The sequence below is a fragment of the Streptococcus sp. HMSC078D09 genome, assembly GCF_001813675.1.
GTDB lineage: Bacteria > Bacillota > Bacilli > Lactobacillales > Streptococcaceae > Streptococcus.
Genome location: NZ_KV813675.1, coordinates 592,118 through 612,774, shown reverse-complemented (window position 1 = coordinate 612,774; position 20,657 = coordinate 592,118). Strand labels below are relative to the sequence as shown.

Sequence of the window (20,657 nt, the reverse complement as noted above, 5' to 3'; positions counted from 1 at the left end):
TCCTTTGTATTTCTTACTTCAATCAATCTCATGGTAGGCTTTGCCTGCCTTTTCTAAATCATAATAGTGATCAAATTCTCCTTTTGTTTGAGTGGTATGCACCTGACCATCTTTTGATACCTCAGCTGGAATGGTGACATCTTGATAGAGATTCACACCCTTCTTCATAAAGAGTTCAAATACAGCAATACTTCTTGCATATTGATCCGCACTATTCTGGGGTTTTATTACTATGACTTTGGTATCTTTTTCCTTTAAGAGCTGATAGGCCTTGGAAGATTTCTTAAATTGCGTTTTTGAGAGATCCTTAGGATCAATTGAAAACCAATTATCAAAAAATTTCAATTCTTCAATACTGCTCTTATCACGATCAAGTCGTGCATTGAAAGCCGGAACCGGTTTTCTTTGGTGATCATTCTCTAAGGTTTCATTTCGTTCCAGTTTACGAGTATCTAAATTTAAATACATCATCTTCCGAACCGAGTTATCTTTGGTACTGCGAATTTGTAATGCAGCTAACTCACGTCCATTCCATGAATACACTGAACCTAATTCTGTAGGAATATAATCCGGATCGAACTGTTCAACAACTTTAAACAAATCAATCTCTTTCTCTTCTTTTAATCGTTCTCCATCAACTTTGTAAACACTAACAGTCCAATATTCATCCTTAGATGGATGTTTTTCCTGAAAGTACAGATCCTCTCTCAATTTCATATTCATATGCAAAATATGCTTTGAACCGACTCTGACAGGATCAAAATAATAATAAGACCCATATGCCCTCATCAACCGGTCTTCCTTGGGATCGGTTGATTTCCAGTGAGTAATCATGCCTGCACCATCCGCAATCATCTCATAGTCATCAATTTTGGCTTTTCCACTATATTCCTGAAATTGCTTGTAATAACTCTCAGTTGAAAAGCGTATATAGAGCCAAATCCCACCAATGAGCGAGAGCAAAACCAGTAAGGATAGCATCATTTTTTTCTTTGTCATTTTCACGATTTAAATAGATCCTTTCTAGGAGATTTAATTTTCACTTTGTAATCCACCACTGGTGAAAAAAATAGCATATTACCAGAAAACACAAACAGCGATAAAAATATCAACAAAGCTATATGAAGGATAAAGTTTTGTGCAATATTACTAAATATTGCACAAGATGAAAATACAACCAACCCAGCAAAAAAAGTTGGAGCTATCATTGATAATAATCGATGCTTTCTATCATTTGCGACGAGGTATATCTTTATAGGGTGGTTGCTATTTACAATGTTGGGCATTGGTTTCCGAATGCTTGTCCATATCCGAATCCCTATTACAAGGCTAAAAACTAGAGCCAACATTCCAAAATTTAGCACATGTGAAGTAAAATAAAGATATTTTTCAACAGGAAAAGCCTTCGATAACAGCACGGCAGTTGTACCCATACCGAAAGCTGAAGCAAAACCTTTCTTCCGAGTATCCTTTTTATTGAGAACTTTAGAAAGATCCGAGGGAGCTAGAGTCTGCACTTCTTCCTTAGTTAAAGGATAGGCTCGATGAGGGATGAAGCTTAAAATCCATGGAAAGAAATAGCTAATGAGAAAGGGACGATCGGCATCGACTAAATAAGACTCACCATCCATTTGTAAGATCCGGTAACGAAGATTAATTTTTGATAATTGTTCTATTTTTGCTTTTTTTAGCATGCATAGTTCCTTCTAATTTTCTTTGTAAACAGATTTATCCTCATCCACTGCTTCCAGTCTCTCAAATTCAACACGCCCTTTCTCAAACGCATATTCAAATAGAAGACTACCTGACTCTATCCAAATACAAAGATAAGCCAACATGCCATTGATATAAAGAAAACAAGCTTCAGTTCCATCATGAGTATTCATATAGAATCCAAACACAATAAAAATTGGAATAAGAAAAAGATAAGCATGAAATTGTCGCTGCTTCTTTACATTTCGAAAGACAATCTTACACTTTGGACGATTGGGTGTGAGTCGTCTGGCAATTTCCTTTCGAGATTTCTAAAGGATTCCCCTATAAATGACAAAAGCTACCAGAATTGAAATTAGAAATAACAAGATTTTTAAATAGAGATTCTGACTAATGCTATAATATCTAAAAATTCCAGCCCCTATTCTATATAGAGCTGAACTAAGTGCAACACTAATACTTATCGCTATCGAACGTCTACCTTCTGGAGCCATTTTAATCTTTTTGTCAAAGTTTCTATTTGAAGCCTCTAACTCTATGATATCCAACTTGAACTCCTTAGGAGCAAATCCCCAATAGTAACGTTTAGATGTCAACGAATTTGAATCTAAAACATACCTTTTTCCATTCATTTCAAGGATGCCAAAATAATAGACATCCAAGGCTTTAAAATTAACTTCCATTTATTTTATTCGATCACTTTCTGAATTAATGGTATTTGCCAATTATGTAACTTCTACGATATCACAAAACTTCTACTGTTCTTCTATGTTTTCAAGAACAATTTGACCTTGCTTATAGGGAAGAGCAATTGGGAAACTTCCTAGAGTAAACATGAAAAAGAATAAGCATACGATTCCATTGATTACCAAAAAAGCACCTTCAGTTCCATTATTTTCACCAAGGAAGAAAAGTAAACAAATGAAAATTACCCCTACTAAAGGATATACTCCTCCGTTACTTTTCTTAATAGTTTTAAAGGTAACTGTGTATTTACGACTGTTTTTAGGAATCCATTTATCTGCTTTTTTATGGGCCAACTTTAATGAAATCAGAATGGCAAAATAAGAAATCAGCATTGAAATTGCAAAGAGCAATAACTTTAATAACACTTGCTCACTAAGATTGTTTTGAATAAAAAGCCGCTTTAGAACATCATAACCAACTTTGACAATTGGTTGGACAATGATGGCTGCCATTGTCGTACTGACAGGTGTTGTGGGCTTAATTTCGAAATGATTGTTATTCTTTTCGATCTCCACCATATCCACTGTAATCGTATCTGTTTTAATTCCCCAGTAGTAACTCTTAGGTCTCATTGTACTCGTATCCATGATATACTTCTTCGATTCTTGATCTATCTGGACAATCTGAAAACAGGTCATATTTGAATTTTTAAATTTTAATTCCATTGATTTTTCACCTTGCTTCTATTCAGTTATTTTCTATGTGTACTTCTGAATATAAGAATATTTCACCTATTTTCCAGATTTCGAGAGAACGAATGCCCCTATTTTTTTGAAGACTGCTATTACAACTAAGACCATCGCATACAATAAAAACGGCGGGATTAACAGTAAAGCAATTTTCCAGCCTTTGAAAAAAGAAAGTCCTTTTGTGGATTTAGTTGATTTAGCTGGTTTGACTTCTACCAGCTTCATTCGCAATAATTTCAAAGTAACTTCTTCTTGTCTCGTATCAAGCGAAACACTCTTTTCTCCCGAGTTTTCACTATCTAGATAGGCCTGAGCCATTCGGACCAGATACAATCCCTCATCTTCTTTCGCAATGGTACGAAATAGCTCCATTGCCTTATTTCTATTCCCTTTGAGGTACTCATTGACTGCCTTCAGATACATAGATTCCAATTGTGAGAACTTGTTGTTTGTCACTTCCTTTAGAACGGCATCATTGGACTCTTTTTTGACCAGTAGATCATAGCGAGCTCTGTATGCCATCTTGAGTGGTTCAACATCTGCCAAATAGTTAGCTAGTAACTCCTCAAACTCATCCTCCTTCAAATCTGGCCTTGAAAATAAGTTTGCATTCAATAGAATTTCGTTTAATTTTACTTGTTCAACATCTGTAAACTTTTGATTATTTTTGAGTTCGTCTACAACTGCTTCGATGGCAGCAAAGTCACCAATCCTATAGGAATAGAAAATAGTGGCAAACTGTACACGCGCTTTAATAGTTTTGATACTCTTTCTTTTTTGGTTCAGAATATAGCTTGCCATCAAGTCAAGATTTATATCCTGATAGATAAGACTATTCAACTTTTTGACTAAAAGAGTATCTTTAATGATAACTAGAATCAGCTCCATCAGTAAGTAAATCAAAAAACAAATAGTCGCGATCCTTTTACTTTGGGTCACTTGCATGATATATAAAAACGGTAAGGCTAGAATGACCAATAGGACTATCACTGGAATATTGTATCGTCTTCTTAGTTCTTTATAATCTTTAACCATAAATCTCCTTTGTTGTTATTGAGATATGACGTGTATCCTATCAACCTCATATCAAACTCATTTGATTTTGCTTTGAGGAAAACTTTGACAGACATTCGTCCAAATCAGTAACAAAGTTACTAATACTAGTGTTACTATAACACTTTTTCTTTTCATAATATTTCTTACCCTTTCTAGTCTGTATGATTAGCAGACCAAACCTGCAGTTCATCGTAGGATTTTATTTGTGTTTTCTCACCAGTCTTTGGATCCGTCGCATAGACCTCTAACACGTCCTGCCCCTTTGGTGCAAACCAATGAAGAACTGTATCAAACCACTCTTTGGTTGAGTACTGTTTAGGTCTCATATATAAACGAGCTAAATCCTTTATATCCTTAGCCATTTCCGGATAGTCTTGGGCAAAGTTTGTATTGGAGATATCTATCTTTTCACGATCTTCTTTTGAAAGTAAGGTATCAATATAACCAGCCGTGAATTTCAAATGGTACTTCTCTTTCATAGCTTGTCGAATGTTATTATATACATTCCCTTTTGACAATTCCTGCTCAGCGGCAGAAAAAGTTGATTTTCCATTATCCTCAAAATTTTCAAGATTTTCAATTTTTTGATTCGTAATATCAACTATGATTTTTCTACTATCATTATTTCCAACTTTATACAAAGTTACCGGTATGTAATCCTTGTTATCAGCATAATACTGACTGATATCGTACGCACCTCGATACTCTTTTTTCCCTAATAATTGATATACTTCCGTCTTTTTACTTGGAAAGCCAGAAGCATTCAAATCATAAGAAATAATATTAAAATACTCATCTTTTGCAATTTTAGGTGAACCATTTTTCTCTCTATCAATCATACTTTGATTGATCTCTTTTTGATGGACATCCAAAACTGAAATATAGTCTTGACCGAATGCTATCCCACCTATCCCATCTTTTTGCGCAACAAATACAAATTTATTGTCATCAAAAACATGAATTGTAGGTTTCTCGGTTTTCGCATCAATATATTTCTGCTCGGTTTCTTGCTGACTCGTTTTTTCATGTTTTTGAACTTGCTTCCACATATAGAAAGAGCCTATACTTACTAAAAGGACTAGCACTCCTACTACTTTCTTATTCACTCGTTTCATTTCAACCTCCACGCTCGTAGTTAACTCCTACCATCATACCGAAATTTTGCGACTGGGGCAACTTCCTCACTAGTTGGAAATAGTTGCAAGAAAAAACACCACCTCTCGGTGGTGTTTACTTCTTCTTTTGTGGAAAGAGGGGCAGACCAAGTGTCGCGATCTTCTCGGCGGGGATCTTCATACCATCCTTAATCCATTTGGAGATGACAGAGACAATGGCTGAGCTCCAGAAGGAATTGAGGTAGCTGCCAGCGCCATTCGAGGAGCTGCCATTTCTTTTTTCTAAAAAATCATAAACAGCCTTGGTCAAGAGCCGTTCGAAATTATAATCAATAGCTAGACTGATGATCTTGGCTTCTTTCTTGACTTCCTTAAAGAGGTAGACCCAGACTTGGTAAAGGTCTGTCTTGAGATTGTAGCCATCTAAAGACTTGGTAATCTTTGCGATACTAGATTGAAAGATGGACTCTAGAATCTCTTCTTTGGAGTCATAATTACGGTAAAAGGCTGCGCGAGAGACACCCGCACGCTGAACCAGCTCAGAGATGGTGATCTTTTTCAGATCTTTTTTCTCCAACAATTGCAGGAGAGAGATTTCGATGGATTCTCGTGTAATCGCATTGTTTTCTCGGTTAAATCGTTTGAGATTTTCCAAGGATTTCTCGGATATTTTTCTTTCTGCCATAACATTTACTTTCTATCTGTCTCACCTGATGATATCTGCTTGGATAGCATTGTACTTCATGATATAATTGTAAAAGAAGACATACTACTTGTCAATGTACATTTTTATACAATTATGAGGTATGAACTGATGAAATGGAAAATTATTGCGGATTCAGGCTGTGACTACCGCTCTTTGGACAATCTGGCACCGGATACGGAGTTTGTCAGTGTCCCATTGACCATCCAAGTGGGTGATACCATCTATACAGATGATGCCCAACTCAATATCGACCAGATGATGGAGGAGATGTATGCGACCACGACAGCTTCTAAGTCTGCCTGTCCGAGTCCGGATGACTACATGAAGTCTTTTGAAGGGGCTGAAAATATCGTCGTTGTGACCATCACTGGAACCCTTTCAGGTAGCTACAACAGCGCAGAGGTGGCCAAGAAGATTTATCTGGAAGAGCATCCGAATACCAATATTCACGTGATTAACAGCTTATCAGCTGGGGGTGAGGTGGACCTGATCGTTCGCAAGCTCAATCAGTTGGTCGCTGAAGGCCTCGATTTTGATCAAGTAGTCGATGTGATCACGACCTACCAGTCTAAGACGAAGTTGCTCTTTGTTTTGGCCAAGGTTGATAATCTGGTAAAAAATGGGCGTCTCAGCAAATTGATCGGGACTGTTGTCGGGCTCCTCAATATCCGTATGGTTGGGGAAGCTAGTAAGACGGGTACTCTTGAGCTGCTTCAAAAAGCTCGGGGCCAAAAGAAAGCGATCAAGGCGGCTTTTGATGAATTGATCAAGGCGGGTTATGCAGGCGGTCATATCACCATCGCCCACCGCAACAATGAAAAATTTATCGAGCAATTCTCTGCATTGGTTCGAGAAAAATTTGCCCATGCAATGATTGAAGTCCTTCCTACTTCTGGACTTTGTAGTTTCTACGCCGAAGAAGGCGGCCTCCTCATGGGCTATGAAATTTAAGTTACCACTAAAAAGAGGCTGGGGACAAAAGTCCTAGCCTCTCAATTGTTTTTGGATTGTTGAGCAAGACGCAGTGGTTGAGTGGGCTCTACTACGCTGATTTCATCAGCTTTACAGCCCTACTCAACTGTGCGGAGGTGGGACGACGAAATCGAATTCTAACGAATTACCGATTTCTGTCCCACTCTCTCTTTTTATTCTCCGATCTCTTGGTAGAGGGTACGGATTTTTTTGCGGTAGATGGTATAGCTGATCCCTGCTCCAATTAGCAGTATGATACTATAAAGGATCACAGCCAGCAGGGTGCTGACGGAATGATAGGTCCAAATGAAGCTGACAATGATCAAGAGAAACATCACAAAGAGAAAGACAATCAAGAGAATAGACTGAAGAACTGCATTCCCACGATGACGGGTCATCAACTCTGTGATATTGGTCCAATTGGTGCTAAAGTTCTGAAAATCTTTGACATAGTCTCGAATGCAGATCGGAATAGTGGTTACAACCCAGATCAGCAACATGGCTAGGATAGCTAAGGGATGGACGCCAAAATAGAGACAAACGCCAACTAGAAGAATGACAGGAAGGATGGATTGCACCAGATAGAGCAACCAAAACTTCATAAAGAGATAGCGTTTGAAATCAATAGGGAGGGATCTCAAGTACTCAAAGTTTTCGCGCTCTAGCGAAATACCGATACTGGTCAAGCCTCCAAAACTATTGAAAACACCAATCAAGATGGCAACAAGGGTCAGTGGCACCAGATACTGGGGCGTCAAGTAAGGACTGAGTCCTCCTATATTTTTCGATGCTCCTGCTGCTCCACTGAGGAGGAAAATATAAGGCAGAATGCTCATCATCAAGAGGACTTGCACCATAAGGGTTCCATCGCTCAAGAGTCTGCGATGATACTGAATGACAAATCGTCTAAAGGAGTCTTTCTGACCCACATGGAGCACTCTCACGCGTTCCTTAACGGTTTGGTTGGTCGCAACTGCAAGGGCTGCATCATAGAACTGCGGGATCACGATTTTGCGAACCAGGCCAATCAAGACCAGAAGGACCAGGATCCAGCCCAGAAGGCCAAGGATCGCTTCTCCATCAAAAGGATGGAGGATGAACTGATGAAAGGCCGTAAAAGGTGGAAATAGAATGGGAATCTCTGCGCCACCCGTCACTTCTACCCGATGGGTCTGAACTAGATTCAGATAGAGATAAGCTCCTAGACTCAGAAGAGAACCAATTCCGACCATGATGTTGGAGACCAGGGTCGTGTGTTTTTTGAAAAACAAGGTCTTGGTGATCAAATGAGCTAGTAATATCGTCGCTAAAAAGAGAACGCCTAAGAGAATTAAGGCACAAAAAAGGCCTAGCAGGATCCCTAACGGATTGAAGCCGCCTGCTTGCACAGGCAGGATCAGAAAATAGCTGACCAAGGGAAGGATAGCCATGAGGAGGGTCAGGATGACCGAGATACTCTTTCCAGCAATGACTTCCGCATCTGAGAAGGCATAGGGCCGGTAAAACTGCAGGTCCTTGCTTTCATAAAAGACATTGTAAAAACTCATAAAGCCTTGAGAAATGGTCATCAAGGAAAAGAGGGCGACCATATTGACAAAGAAGGCTGGTTGGTTCACAAAATCATAGATACTAAAGAGCAAGCCAAATATGAGGAAATAGACCAGGCCTAAAAAGAGATAGTTGAGCACCGATTTACGGGCAACATTGAGTTTGACGTCCGGTTTTTTGGCCTGTTTGGCACGTAATTTTGCGATCTGAGCGGGCTGACTGGCATAGATGATATTGACATTGACCAGTTGCTGGATAATCTTAAGACGCATGATCGCCACCTTCTTCCTTCCGACCCGCTAGACTGAGATAGATACTTTCCAGACTTTGTTCGGGGTGCTGGCCCTTTAATTCCTCGATCGTCCCATAGAAAATGAGATTTCCCTTTTTGAGAATGGCGATTTTATCACAGAGTTGTTCGGCCACTTCTAAGACGTGAGTAGAGAAAATAACCGTCTTGCCGCGATCCGCATGCTGGCGCATCATTTGTTTTAAATCGTAAGAAGCTTGTGGATCCAAACCGGTCATCGGTTCGTCCAAGACCCAGATATCTGGATCTGACAAGAGGGCTACAATGACGAAGACCTTCTGGCGCATCCCATGTGAAAAGGATTCAATCACTTCATAGCGGTGGCTCTGAAAATCAAAGATCCTAAGAAGCTCCTCTAAACGTTGGTCACAGTCTTTCTGACTCATATCATAAGAGGTCGCAACCAACTCCCAGAATTCATTGGCTGTGAGACACAAGAAAAGATCTGGCGAATCTGCCACATAACCGATCTTCTTTTTGATCGCCAGTCGATGGCTATAGAGGTCCTGACCATCCACTTCAATTGATCCAGTGGTTGGGGTGATGACACTGACCAGGCTCTTAATCGTCGTTGACTTTCCAGCTCCGTTGTGACCAATCAAGCCGACAATTTGTCCATCTTCGATGGTCAGATCCAAGTGGTTGAGGGCAATGTGCCCATCGTAATCTTTGGTAACTCCGTGAAATGTAATCATGTTAACTCCCTAATTGATCCTCATTGGGACCGTTTTTCTTATTCTGTTGATAAGCGATCATCGAAATGGTAGAGCAATTCTAGCAGATAGTTTGGAATGGTCTCCAAGAAGTCTTCTTTGTAGACCCGCTCTCCTCGCTTATGCAATTCTTTGCCCCAAGGGCCTAGATTGACCGCTGGAACCTGAATGTGAGCAATTTTTTCCAGATCCAGATCATAGACCTGGGCTGGTGTGGCTAGGCTATCTAGGACGACTTGATAAGAGGCCACATCCTTTTCCAAGGCACAATAACTGGTGTCGTTAATCCCCATAAAGTATTCTTCGACTTTTAAGAGGTAACCTCTTGTGTCCAGATACTCGCGGTAATCAGTGATGAGGGACACAATATTGAAATCGGTATTGTCTAAAAAGCGACAATTCATGGAAGGATAATATGGGGGCGCAAAACCGATGACCACCATAGGATCCTTATCTCCGAGAAACTCAAGGAGTCGCTGGATTTGCTGAATCGCAAGGCTCTGGTAGCTGGTCCCATTACGAAAATCTTGCTCCGCTTTTTTATTAGAAGCTTCTCTATAGTCTTGGTAGCCCTCTAAGGCTTGGCAACGTTCCTCTAGTTCTTGATAGGTGATGACTCTTGGCCTTGCAATAATATGGTCTTGGCCAGCCTGATCCTGCAAGTGCTCGTACTTCTTGTAAAAGGCGTCCAAGGCCTCCTGACTAAGCTCATAGATTCGTTGCAAGAGTTCTTGGGGTGTTTTCTTCAAATGCAATACACTGAAATAACCAGCCGCATAAAGTACGGTCGATACATCGTACTGCTCCTTCAAATCTCTGAGATAGGACCAAGAAGGAAGAGGAGACGTTTCTCCCAAGGCCTGATCAGCCAGATCGGGATGAAGATCTAGCTGACTTGCGATGGCTACTAAGAGGGACAAGGCATTGATCCCTTTGAGGGGCTCCTTCATATGAGACAAAACGCCTTGTGCCACAACGACTGGCATGAGTTTACCAACTGTGCCGATGTGAAGGACCTTTTCTTTTCCTACCTCTGATTCAAAGGGTTCTGAATCCACTGCTAATACATAATTCAGATCAAACTTTTCCTGCAAATCTGTGAGGAGGCCCAAAGCTCCCCGCATCCCACGTGAATAAGATTCCTCGTCTCCAACAGAGAGATAGAGCAGATTGACCTGACCTTCTGTAGGATCTGCTGCATAGGCTTCTAGAACCCCCAATTGAAGGGCTAGGGCTGCTTTCATATCGCAAGACCCTCTGCCAAATTTCCACTCCCCAGAAGCTAAATCTTCCTGCATATCTGGGCGTCTATCCAGTGTTTTCAAGGCTTCTGCAACTTTATCAGAATCGAGTGCGATCTCCGACAAGCTTCCATAGTCTTCTAAATCGACTGTATCATGGTGGTGGAAAAGGATAACTGTTTTTTTCTTGCCCTTATCGACCAAGGCCCAATTGACCGACCGATGCAAGTGATCCTGTGGCACCTGATAGCGCCCAAAGTGGTCCGGATGTTCCTTGAAATAAGGGATCTGGGCAATCCGTTGATCCAGGTAGGCTTCGATCCCTTGCTCGGTCTCCGTGTTGGTAAAGCTTGGGATTGCCAAGGCTTCAGTAAAAATCGTTTCGATGCTCTCTCTATTGGTGGTTTTCACTTTCAAACCAATCCTCCTTTGTTATGATCAAACTATAAAATGAATAGAAATATATGTATCAGACTGATATTTCTACGTAAATAAAATGCTACTTTTTATATTCTCACTTTATTTCTTTCATGTATGCGATTTCTTTTCTAGAAAGGGCTTGCTTCCAGCGCAAACGTTTGTCGCATCCAACTATTTTTGGTAAAATAAGGACATTCACATGAAAGAAGAAATAACGATGGAAAATCAAACCTTAATGCAATATTTTGAGTGGTATTTACCTGCTGATGGGAACCACTGGACGCGTCTTGCTGAAGATGCGCAACACTTAGCAGACTTGGGTATTCGTAAAGTCTGGATGCCGCCTGCTTTTAAAGCTACTTCTAACAATGACGTTGGGTACGGAGTCTATGACCTCTTTGATTTGGGCGAGTTCGATCAAAAAGGAACGGTTCGCACCAAATATGGCTTCAAAGATGATTATCTTCAAGCCATTCAAGCCCTCAAAGATGCAGGGATTCAACCAATGGCCGATGTCGTGCTCAACCATAAGGCTGCTGCTGATGGCTTAGAGGAATTCGAGGTCGTTGAGGTCGATCCTATGGATCGAAACAAGGTTCTCACTGAACCCTTCACCATTCAAGGATGGACCAAATTCACCTTTGATGGCCGAAATGGCGCCTATAATGACTTCCGCTGGCATTGGTACCACTTTACCGGTACGGACTACGATGCTTCACGTAATAAGAATGGGATCTACCAAATCCAAGGGGACAACAAAGGTTGGGCTCATGGAGATCTGGTTGACAAGGAAAACGGAAACTACGATTACCTCATGTACGCCGATATCGATTTCAAACATCCCGAGGTTGTAGAAAATCTCGATCAATGGGCTGAATGGTTTATCGAAACGACAGGGGTTGAGGGATTCCGTCTGGACGCAGTCAAACACATTGACTCCTTCTTTATGAAGAATTTCATCCACAATATTACCAAAAAATATGGTGAAGATTTCTACGTCTTTGGTGAATTTTGGAATGGCGACACAGAAACCAACGATGAGTACTTGGAAAGCATTGACTACCTATACGACTTGATCGATGTGGCCCTCCACCAAAATCTCTTCAGAGCTAGTCAAGAGGGTGAAAATTTCGACCTTCGAACTATTTTTGATGGAACACTAGCGCTCAATCATCCTGAACAGGCCGTGACCTTTGTGGACAACCATGATACCCAGCGAGGGCAAGCCTTGGAATCTACGATCCAAGAATGGTTTAAGCCTGCAGCCTATGCCTTGATCTTACTTCGTGAAGCTGGTTTGCCTTGTGTCTTCTATGGAGACTACTACGGGATCGATGGCAAATTTGCGCAAGAAAGTTTCCAAGAGGTCCTCGATCGCCTCTTATGGGTTCGTAAAGATCTGGCCTATGGGGAACAAACGGACTACTTCGATGATCCTAATTGCATCGGTTGGACACATTCAGGTACAGAAGAATCAGCACCAATCGCCTGCTTAGTTTCGAATAACCAAGCTGCTACAAAAGTCATGGAGATCGGCTCATCCTACGCAGGCCTCACCTACTATGATGTCCTAGAAAATTGTAGCGAAACCGTCCAAGTCCAAGAAGACGGTACTGCCGAATTCCCAGTGGCAGAACGCTCCGTCAGTGTCTGGGTAGCCCAAGATACAGAGGGCCAATAACCTTTATATATGATTTTCTCCTAGGATCTACATTTTCCTAGGAGAATTTTTTCCTGTAAAAATTTTATAGGAAATACAGCTTCATTTTAGCACTATAAGAAAACGCTGTCAATGGGTATCGCGTCTATTTGAAAGAAATAAAGAGCATCAAAAAAAAGCTGGAAAAAATTATCCAGCCTTCGATGTTTGATAGAAATAACTGTATGACGCAGTGGTTGATTGGTATCTTCGTTCGCTTATTAAGCTCCGAAGATAACCTAATCAACTTTGCGGGGGTGGGAAAACGAACTCTTTTTAACTAGTCGGAGTTCTTTCCCACTCCCTTCTTTTTAGCTCAATTCTGCAATGATTTCTTTCAATTGGGCTTTCGTATGAACTCCAGCCACTTGTTTGACAACTTGTCCATCCTTTTTAAAGAGAAGAGTTGGGATCGACATGATACCGAATTGACGTGCTGTATTTGGATTTTCATCGACATCCATCTTACAGATTTTCAAATCATCTTCATGTACTTCTTCTGCCAACTGATCCAAGATTGGAGCTTGCATGCGGCATGGACCGCACCAAGTTGCCCAAAAGTCAATCAAGACAAGGCCTTGGCTGGTTTCTTGTTCAAAAGTTGCATCTGTGATTACGTGTGCCATATTTCCTCCTTTTTCAGTAGTGACTACTGATTCTGCATTTCTACTTTTATTTTACACTAAATGATGCCATTTTAGAAATATTTGCTACGGGGACTCCTTAGACATCTTCTCTCTTTTTGCGCCAAAAGATGAGACTAGAAGCTGTAAGGCTGATCACCCCTAAGAGACCCAGAGAATGGTCTTTGCTCCCTGTTTGAGGAAGCGTAGGGTCCGCTTTCTCTCCTCCGACTACAAGAGTTGCAGCTTGAGGATCTTCTGCCAATCCTTGTGAAACAAATTGAGTTCCATAGGATACAGCTAGAGCAAGGTGAGGGTGCTCTTGGGCAGCTGATGCGGTCTTCATCTCAATGACCTTTTCAGAAAAATCTTGGCTTGGTTGGACATGATGTTCTGGGGTTGGAAGCGTATATTCTTCCTTGTAGTGCACTTCTGGAGCGACTAGAGCAGCTCCTTCTATTTCTGGCAATTTCGAATAGTCAGTATCTGTTGCACTTGGTACATAGGCTGCCTTTTGGGCGCGGGTCTTTTCGACAATTGGAATCGCAGCCTGGATAGAATCTGTCTTAAAGGTTACTTCATAGGGATGCTCCACCGTTAAATCAGATGGGTCATAGGTGTTGAAAACAAGCGCTAACTTGTGACCTTTCTTAACCGTATAGAGATTTGGTTGGAGATAAACGGTGTAATCGTGGTATTCCCCAACCTTTGGCTCGATGCTTGCGCGAGAGCTTGCTGAATCGTAGCCAGACTCAGGGTTCGCAAGGTTGATCCAGCCTTTTGCAATCACCTTGTACTTGGTCTTAATGGTTTCGTATTCGGCAACAGATAGGTTGCTTAAATTGCTTCCCATCCAGAAAGCGTCAGCTGTTTTATCTTGCTTGACGCTACCATTTCCCACCACGTCAAAGTCCTCATCTGCCACGTCTACCAAGAGGGCGTTGATTTGGAAATTCTTTCCTTGACCTTTGGCAAGAGCTGCCTTGAAATGAACGGGGATGTGACCCTTGATCGTAGTGTCCTCAGTAACATCAGAAACGAAGGTCAGATTGGCCTTAGAGGAGGCTTTGCTGACTGTTTCATTACGGTTAGCGATCTCGACACCAGCAGCCCCATAATCACTAGAAATAGTTTCTTCTAGCCGTTTCGAGCTTGCATTCAAGAAGAGACGTTGGTTACTCTTCCAGTTGTCGTAAGTGGTCCACTTGCTTGGGTCATAGTTGTTTTGAGCTAGAACTGCTGGCAGGCTTTCGACATGATTGTCCACTCCATAGAGGTAATGGGTCAGCCAGGTATTGAGCAGGTCATAGAAATCTTGGCCCTTGGCGGTGATGCCGTATCCCCTTGACATAGCCGCTGGGTAGACGTGATCTCCTTGGTGAAGATAGAGCTTGACATCTTGTCCTGCTTTCTTGAGGGCATCGTACATAAGTTCAAAGTGCTTGGTCTTGACATTGTCATCATTCAAGCCATGGACGATCAGGGCGCTGGTCTTGAGATTTTCCGGATGAAGGGTATAATCCCGCTCCTTCCAGACATCACTGTAGTTACGATCATGGGCGTACTGGTCCTTGTTCAATTGGTTGATGTAGTTGGAATAGTTTTGCCAAATCCCTGCCCAGTCGTCTTGGTCCAACATCCGCGTGCTAACGTAGAGGGAGAGCCATGAAAGATCACTATAAGGCGCATTGCCAAACTGGGTTCCTTGGCTATTGAAATAATCATACCAAGAGGCAATCCCTGCTGCTGGAACGATGGTCTTTAGGCCTTCTACGCCTGTCGCTGCCACACCAAAGGTCGTGGTTCCAGCCCAGGAGAGACCGGTCATAGCGACATTGCCTGTTGCCCAGTCTGCCTTGATTTCAACATTGCTAGTCTTATCGGTGTAGGCCTTGCGTTTGCCATTGACCCACTCGATGATATTCTTGAAGGCATTGATTTCGAGATCAGAACCTGTGGTGTTAAATCCTTCTGATCCCTTGGTACCAAGTCCCGCACTCGAGATAAAGGCATAGCCTCTGACCAAGAAATAGTCGTACCAGTTCAGATCTTCGTAGTCATAGATATACTCGTAGGGACTGTAGTAATACCAATCCGATGCCTTGGCTTTTTTGGCTGCTTCTACTGTTGTTTCACTGCTTACTGGCTGTCTCTTTGCAGGTTGGCTGTGCAGTTTCTTCATGTCATAGCTACCGTCCGTTGGAAGCCCCAAACTTTCGAGGGTCACGTAGTTTTCATCAAGCGTCCCCGCTACGTAAGGGCGCGCTTCCAGAATAGTGGCTGCCTTAAAATCACCTTGCGCTACTGCTTTTGGTAGTTGAACAATGGCTTTGACTAAGTCAGGCTTGCCATCTGCGTCGGTGTCGTAGTCCGTTTCGACATAGACAGGGAAGCGTACAATTTGGCTGTCTTCATATTTGTAGTCTTGGTCTGCTTTTTCTCCCGTCGTATAAGGGAAAATCGGCTGGGCACGACCATTTAAAAAGAGCGGACTTTTCTTTTCAGCCCGGTAGGCATCGTAGAGTTTCTTAGCTGTTTCATACATCTTGGCCAATTCTGGCTGACTAACCTTACGAGTCAGATCTTCTGATTTTTCAATCAAGCCTAAACTCTTGGCAAAGCGTTCGCGATCTGCTTGGCTTTGACCCAATTGACTAGGATCTGTTGCTGCCCATTGAAGCAAGCCATTAACAGCATCTTGGACTGTCAACTCTTTAGAGGCCTGATCCGCTGCAAGGGTGCTACCTGTGACCTTTGCCAAATCCTGACTTGTTGCCGGAGCTTCTGAAGTAGGAGCGGATTGAGGTCCAGCTTCCCTGTTTGTTGCTGCTGGACTTGCTACTGGGACAGAGGACTCACTTTGTCTTGTGTGTTCTTCTGGTGCAGGGGCTACTTGATTGGCACCTGCCGTCCGATCCAGCGATGCCACATTCGAGCTTGCAGCTTCTTCACTAGTGGCAGTACTTGCGTCACTTGTTGTCGGTCTTGCTTCAGTAGATGGAGCATGGACCACTTCTGTCGATGGGGCTAACTCTTCCGTTTGCTCGTCTGCTGCTACTACTTGATGCAAGACCATCGGCGCGATCAGTAAGCTCGATGCGACAATGGAAACCATTGTTTTCTTTTTCATGTCAATCTCCTCACTTTTTGTAATCAACACTCCTATTATACTATGTAAGCGTTTTTATATCAAATAGATATTCAAATGATCCCACAAAAAAACCGAGGCATCAGCCTCGGTTATCGATTCTTATTTAACGTGTTTCTTAAGATCTTCTTGTGCTTTTTTGTTTGACTCTGCTTGTTCTTTTTGCCATTTTTCAAGGGCTTTGTTGTAGTCAGCAGTTGTCACAGCTTTGTCTTGGAGTTTCATTCCTTTGTAGATCACGTGGTCTTTTCCTTTACCACCAGTCCATGCAAATGGAGCTGAGAATGGTTCGATACGTGTCAAGAATGGACGTCCCGTTGATGAAGAAGTTGGCATAACAAGGGCGCTATCAGTCAACCAAGCTTGCGCAGCCGCATATTTTTCATAGCGTTTGTTGACGTCTTGTGTTTCAGCACCAGCATCTTTGATCATCTTTTCAAAGTCGTACAGACCAACTTTTTTAGCTGCTTCATTGTTTTCACTTGGGTCAAATCCAAGGAAAGTCTTAGTATTTTCACCAGATGAAGCTTTCAAAATATCCATGTAAGTTGATGGGTCTTGGTAGTCAGGGCTCCATCCAACATTATCAGAGAGATCCCAGTCTTCGCCAGCCGCATTTGGCGCAAAGAGGGTCACATTTTGAAGGTCTTCTTTCGAAAGCATTTGGATATCGATAACGACATTTTCTTTACCAAGCGCTTCTTCAACTGATTGTTTGAAAGATTGCACCCGTTGAACTCTTGATGGAGTCGTTTGGTCTACAGGCATATCGATGTGAATTGGGAATTTCACACCTTCTGCTTCCAAGGCGGTCTTCGCTTTTGCAAACTCTTCCTTCGCTTTCTTCGCATCGAAGAGACCGTTTTGACCATCATCTAGTTTAGTAGATTTCCACTCATCTCCGTAGGTATCCAATTGTGTTTTCACCATTTCACCGAAGGTCTTACCATCAGCTTGGACAAATGTTGGTGGAATGTAGAGGTTACGGATGATCTTGCTTGCTCCGTCTTTTCCGTTCAATTGAGCAGCATAAGCTTCACGGTTGAAGGCAAAGCTGATCGATTGACGGAAGTCCTTGTTCAAGAGGGCTTTCTTAGTAGATTGTTTTTCTTCGTCGGTCTTCTTAGCTGTGTGTTTGTAAGATTGACGGTCGATGTTGGTACCAATGACATAAGAAGCAGCATCTTGAGGAGTGTAGGTGATTTCGTCTTTGAATTCTTTGGCTTGCTCTGAATAACCAGATCCAGTTGGGAAGAGTTTGGCCAAGCTAAGAGCATTTTCTCCGAATGATTTGGCCAATTTACTTTGGTCTTGTCCATCGTAGAATTCCAATTTAACATCTGAGATGTAGACCTTGTCTTTATCCCAGTAGTTTTCATTCTTGGTCATTTCGATAGAAGATTTTGAAGTAAAGCTCTTCAAGATGTAAGGACCATTGTAAAGAAGAGAGCTAGTATCACTTGCTTGAGCGAATTTATCCCCTTTTGATTTCACGAATTTTTCGTTGACAGGGAAAGTGATCCCAAGAGTCAATTTAGAGTTCCAGTAAGATTCTGGTTGGTTCAAAGTGATTTGAAGGGTATGATCATCAACTGCTTTTACTCCTACAGCTGAGAAATCTTTATTTTTACCACTGACGTAGTCATTCAAGCCTTTGATAGAATCTTGGATGATGTAGAGCATTTCTGATTTGTTATCAGCCGCATATTTGATCCCTGTGACGAAATCTTTAGCTGTTACATCCGCATACTCTTCGCCTTCTGAATCATACCATTTAGCATCATCACGAAGTTTATAAGTATAAGTCAAGCCATCTTGCGAAACTGTCCAGTCTTTTGCAAGAGATGGAATCAAGTTACCGTATTTGTCATTTTCAAACAAACCATCAATCAAGTTTCCAGTGATATCGTGGGTTGCTGCTTTACCAGATGTGATATAGTTTAGGTTTTCTGGCTCAGTCTCATAGACATATGAGAATTTTTGGCCGTTGCTTGAGCTAGATGATTTAGAACCTCCAGAACAAGCTGCTAGGATACCTGCTGAAAGGAGGGCAACTCCCGCAAGTGCAATGACATTTCTTTTTTTCATGTAAAACTCCTTAAGAAATTTTAAGTTTATTTTAAGATTATACCACAAAGATTTTCAGAAGAAAAGGAATTTTCAGAAAATTTTAGTCTTTTAAAAAACTACTCCGGAGAGTAGTTCTGAATAGAATCAAATCCTTTTAAAATCAAGTGACATAGCGATTTATAATAATTGAAATAATTGATTTTAGACCCAAACAAAAGTATAACGAAACTTTCCGCTGTGAGATAGGTGCCTGAAACACATTTGTTTCAGGCACTCGGGAGTTTTGAAACTTTAGGTTCAAAACTAAGTCATGGAACTTCGTAGAAGTTCGCTGACGTCCGTACTCACCTAAGGAAAGTTTCTAAAACAACTCTCTCTTCAGTCTAAACCACTACGTAATATAGTTGTTATTTTTAATCTACTAATTCGCTCTTGAGGTAGGCATCGACCATGCGCTCTGTTGCGACTACAGAATCCAAGTGGGTCCGCTCATATGAGTGGCTAGATTCGATCCCTGCCCCGAGAAGAGCGTGTTTCACTTCTGCTCCTGCGCTCATGGCTGCAGAGGCATCTGATCCATAGAAAGGATAGATGTCCAACTTATAAGGGATTTCTTGGGCTTTTGCCAAGGCTACCAAATGCTGACGGAACTCGTAGTGATACGGTCCTGAAGCGTCTTTGACACAGATGGATACCGTGTATTCATCCGTCGCTTGGTCGTCTCCCATAGCTCCCATGTCCACTGCCAAGTATTCGACTACTTCAGCCGGAATACTTGAATTAGCCCCATGCCCCACTTCTTCAAAGACTGAAAAGGCAAAGGTGGTCGTTACTGGCAATTGGATCTTCTCTTCCTTGTACACGCGCAGAAGATTCAAGAGAATCGCCGCACTCACCTTGTCATCTAAGTGGCGAGATTTGATAAAGCCAGTATCTGTCACAATGGTCCGGGGATCAAAGCTGACAAAGTCACCCACTTCAATGCCAAGGGCACGGGTTTCTTTTTCATTGGTCACTTTTTCATCCAGACGGACTTCCATATTGTCCTGAGTCCGCTCGACAGTTCCCGCATCCTTGTAGACGTGGCAAGAAGTCTGATGGACCAAAATTGTCCCCGAATGGGTCTTTCCTGTATTGGCTACATGGACTGTACAATTTTCCCCTTCAATCATATTCCAAGGGAAACCACCGATACGGTCTAGCTTGAGGCGGCCATCTGCTTTCACAGCGCGGACAATAGCCCCCAAGGTATCCACATGGGCTGTGACATAGCGTTGCTTGTCTGTGATTACACCAGGCACGGTCACATTCACGCCTCCCTTAGCAGTCCGAGTTACCTCATACCCAAAGCCTTCAATGGTTTTGACCAAATAGTCTGCGATCTCCCGTGTAAAACCGGTCGGTGAAGGAATGGCTGTCAATTCCTGCAAATAAGTCACTGTCTGATTCATAATGCCTCCAAATGTGTTTTTCTTTATTCTAGCATGAAATAGGTGGAATAGCTAGAGGAGAGATTACAGGTTAGCGTTTTTCAACTCTTCCCGCACTTGCATTAGGAGAAGGCCTAGCTTGTTTTTCCCAGAGCCATCTCCCCCATCAGACCAGTAAGCGTCGTTTCGCGTATGTTCGATGAGGATGGCATCTCCTGTCGCCATCAATTCTTTAGCAATGTCTGGATTCTGACTAAATTTCATTCGAAGGGCCTGAAGCATCACCTCATCTTTGACCTCTTCCCAATCTGGTCTCAAGGGATTTTGTCGATTGCGTCCCTCTAAAGCAGCATCCATTGGAGATGCTATCTGTCGAATTTCCTCTTTAATTTGGGGTACTAATACAGTATCTGATGACAAAATGCTGGCTTTATCTTCTGCTTGTTTATCCTCTACA

Annotated in this window: 16 protein-coding genes and 1 pseudogene; 2 read left to right on the top strand and 15 right to left on the bottom strand. The window is 42.1% G+C overall.

Translation table 11 applies throughout. The annotated features are described in order from the left end of the window. Positions 1-18: 18 nt before the first annotated feature. The 7 genes and pseudogenes from HMPREF2926_RS08140 to HMPREF2926_RS08110 form a co-directional block, all read right to left on the bottom strand. A complete protein-coding gene (locus HMPREF2926_RS08140) occupies positions 19-999 on the bottom strand; it encodes a hypothetical protein (protein WP_256263030.1) in 981 nt (326 codons plus the stop codon). 2 nt (positions 1,000-1,001) lie between these two features. Beyond that, positions 1,002-1,694, bottom strand: a complete 693-nt coding sequence (locus tag HMPREF2926_RS08135; protein WP_070587259.1) for a DUF443 family protein — start codon at positions 1,692-1,694, stop codon at positions 1,002-1,004. A 12-nt stretch (positions 1,695-1,706) separates the two neighbouring features. After that, positions 1,707-2,396 (bottom strand): annotated as a pseudogene (locus HMPREF2926_RS08130) (hypothetical protein). Positions 2,397-2,468: 72 nt separating this feature from the next. After that, on the bottom strand, positions 2,469-3,125 hold the full coding sequence (locus HMPREF2926_RS08125; RefSeq protein WP_083307942.1) for a DUF443 domain-containing protein: 657 nt from the start codon (positions 3,123-3,125) through the stop codon (positions 2,469-2,471). 66 nt (positions 3,126-3,191) lie between these two features. Then, a complete protein-coding gene (locus tag HMPREF2926_RS08120; protein WP_070587257.1) occupies positions 3,192-4,184 on the bottom strand; it encodes a hypothetical protein in 993 nt (330 codons plus the stop codon). 173 nt (positions 4,185-4,357) lie between these two features. Continuing rightward, positions 4,358-5,320 carry a hypothetical protein gene (locus HMPREF2926_RS08115; RefSeq protein WP_070587256.1) on the bottom strand — a complete coding sequence of 321 codons (963 nt, stop codon included), beginning with the start codon at positions 5,318-5,320 and terminating at the stop codon, positions 4,358-4,360. A 115-nt stretch (positions 5,321-5,435) separates the two neighbouring features. Next, the gene (locus HMPREF2926_RS08110) at positions 5,436-6,005 is read right to left on the bottom strand and encodes a TetR/AcrR family transcriptional regulator (protein ID WP_003010925.1); all 570 of its coding nucleotides are present in this window, start codon (positions 6,003-6,005) and stop codon (positions 5,436-5,438) included. Between the two features lie 129 nt (positions 6,006-6,134). Between HMPREF2926_RS08110 and HMPREF2926_RS08105 the strand changes: the two genes are divergently transcribed. Beyond that, entirely contained in the window at positions 6,135-6,977 is an 843-nt protein-coding gene (locus HMPREF2926_RS08105) for a DegV family protein (RefSeq protein ID WP_049498226.1), read from the top strand. Positions 6,978-7,171: 194 nt separating this feature from the next. Here the strand turns inward: HMPREF2926_RS08105 and HMPREF2926_RS08100 are convergent, their stop codons facing one another. From HMPREF2926_RS08100 to HMPREF2926_RS08090, 3 genes are read right to left on the bottom strand one after another with little or no spacing between them, the layout of a single operon-like run. Next, positions 7,172-8,818, bottom strand: coding sequence for a hypothetical protein (locus tag HMPREF2926_RS08100; RefSeq protein ID WP_049498225.1), 1,647 nt, complete (start codon positions 8,816-8,818; stop codon positions 7,172-7,174). Beyond that, entirely contained in the window at positions 8,808-9,551 is a 744-nt protein-coding gene (locus HMPREF2926_RS08095) for an ABC transporter ATP-binding protein (RefSeq protein WP_070587255.1), read from the bottom strand. Before HMPREF2926_RS08095 ends, HMPREF2926_RS08100 begins: the two co-directional genes overlap by 11 nt. 38 nt (positions 9,552-9,589) lie before the next feature. Beyond that, positions 9,590-11,221 carry a M20/M25/M40 family metallo-hydrolase gene (locus HMPREF2926_RS08090; protein WP_070587419.1) on the bottom strand — a complete coding sequence of 544 codons (1,632 nt, stop codon included), beginning with the start codon at positions 11,219-11,221 and terminating at the stop codon, positions 9,590-9,592. Between the two features lie 208 nt (positions 11,222-11,429). Here HMPREF2926_RS08090 and HMPREF2926_RS08085 point away from each other — a divergent pair, with 208 nt between their 5' ends. Further along, a complete protein-coding gene (locus tag HMPREF2926_RS08085; RefSeq protein ID WP_083307940.1) occupies positions 11,430-12,911 on the top strand; it encodes an alpha-amylase in 1,482 nt (493 codons plus the stop codon). Between the two features lie 329 nt (positions 12,912-13,240). Here HMPREF2926_RS08085 and trxA read toward each other — a convergent pair whose 3' ends face one another. The 5 genes from trxA to HMPREF2926_RS08060 all read right to left on the bottom strand — a co-directional run. Further along, positions 13,241-13,555 carry a thioredoxin gene (gene trxA / locus HMPREF2926_RS08080; RefSeq protein ID WP_003002728.1) on the bottom strand — a complete coding sequence of 105 codons (315 nt, stop codon included), beginning with the start codon at positions 13,553-13,555 and terminating at the stop codon, positions 13,241-13,243. Positions 13,556-13,652: 97 nt separating this feature from the next. Then, positions 13,653-16,682, bottom strand: coding sequence for a CocE/NonD family hydrolase (locus HMPREF2926_RS08075; RefSeq protein ID WP_070587251.1), 3,030 nt, complete (start codon positions 16,680-16,682; stop codon positions 13,653-13,655). Positions 16,683-16,802: 120 nt separating this feature from the next. Then, positions 16,803-18,788, bottom strand: a complete 1,986-nt coding sequence (locus HMPREF2926_RS08070; protein WP_049498221.1) for a peptide ABC transporter substrate-binding protein — start codon at positions 18,786-18,788, stop codon at positions 16,803-16,805. A gap of 395 nt (positions 18,789-19,183) precedes the next feature. Beyond that, the gene (locus HMPREF2926_RS08065; RefSeq protein ID WP_049498220.1) at positions 19,184-20,221 is read right to left on the bottom strand and encodes a M42 family metallopeptidase; all 1,038 of its coding nucleotides are present in this window, start codon (positions 20,219-20,221) and stop codon (positions 19,184-19,186) included. A gap of 63 nt (positions 20,222-20,284) precedes the next feature. After that, positions 20,285-20,657, bottom strand: a 373-nt coding sequence (locus HMPREF2926_RS08060) for an NADAR family protein (protein ID WP_141751788.1), incomplete at its 5' end; no start/stop codon positions are given.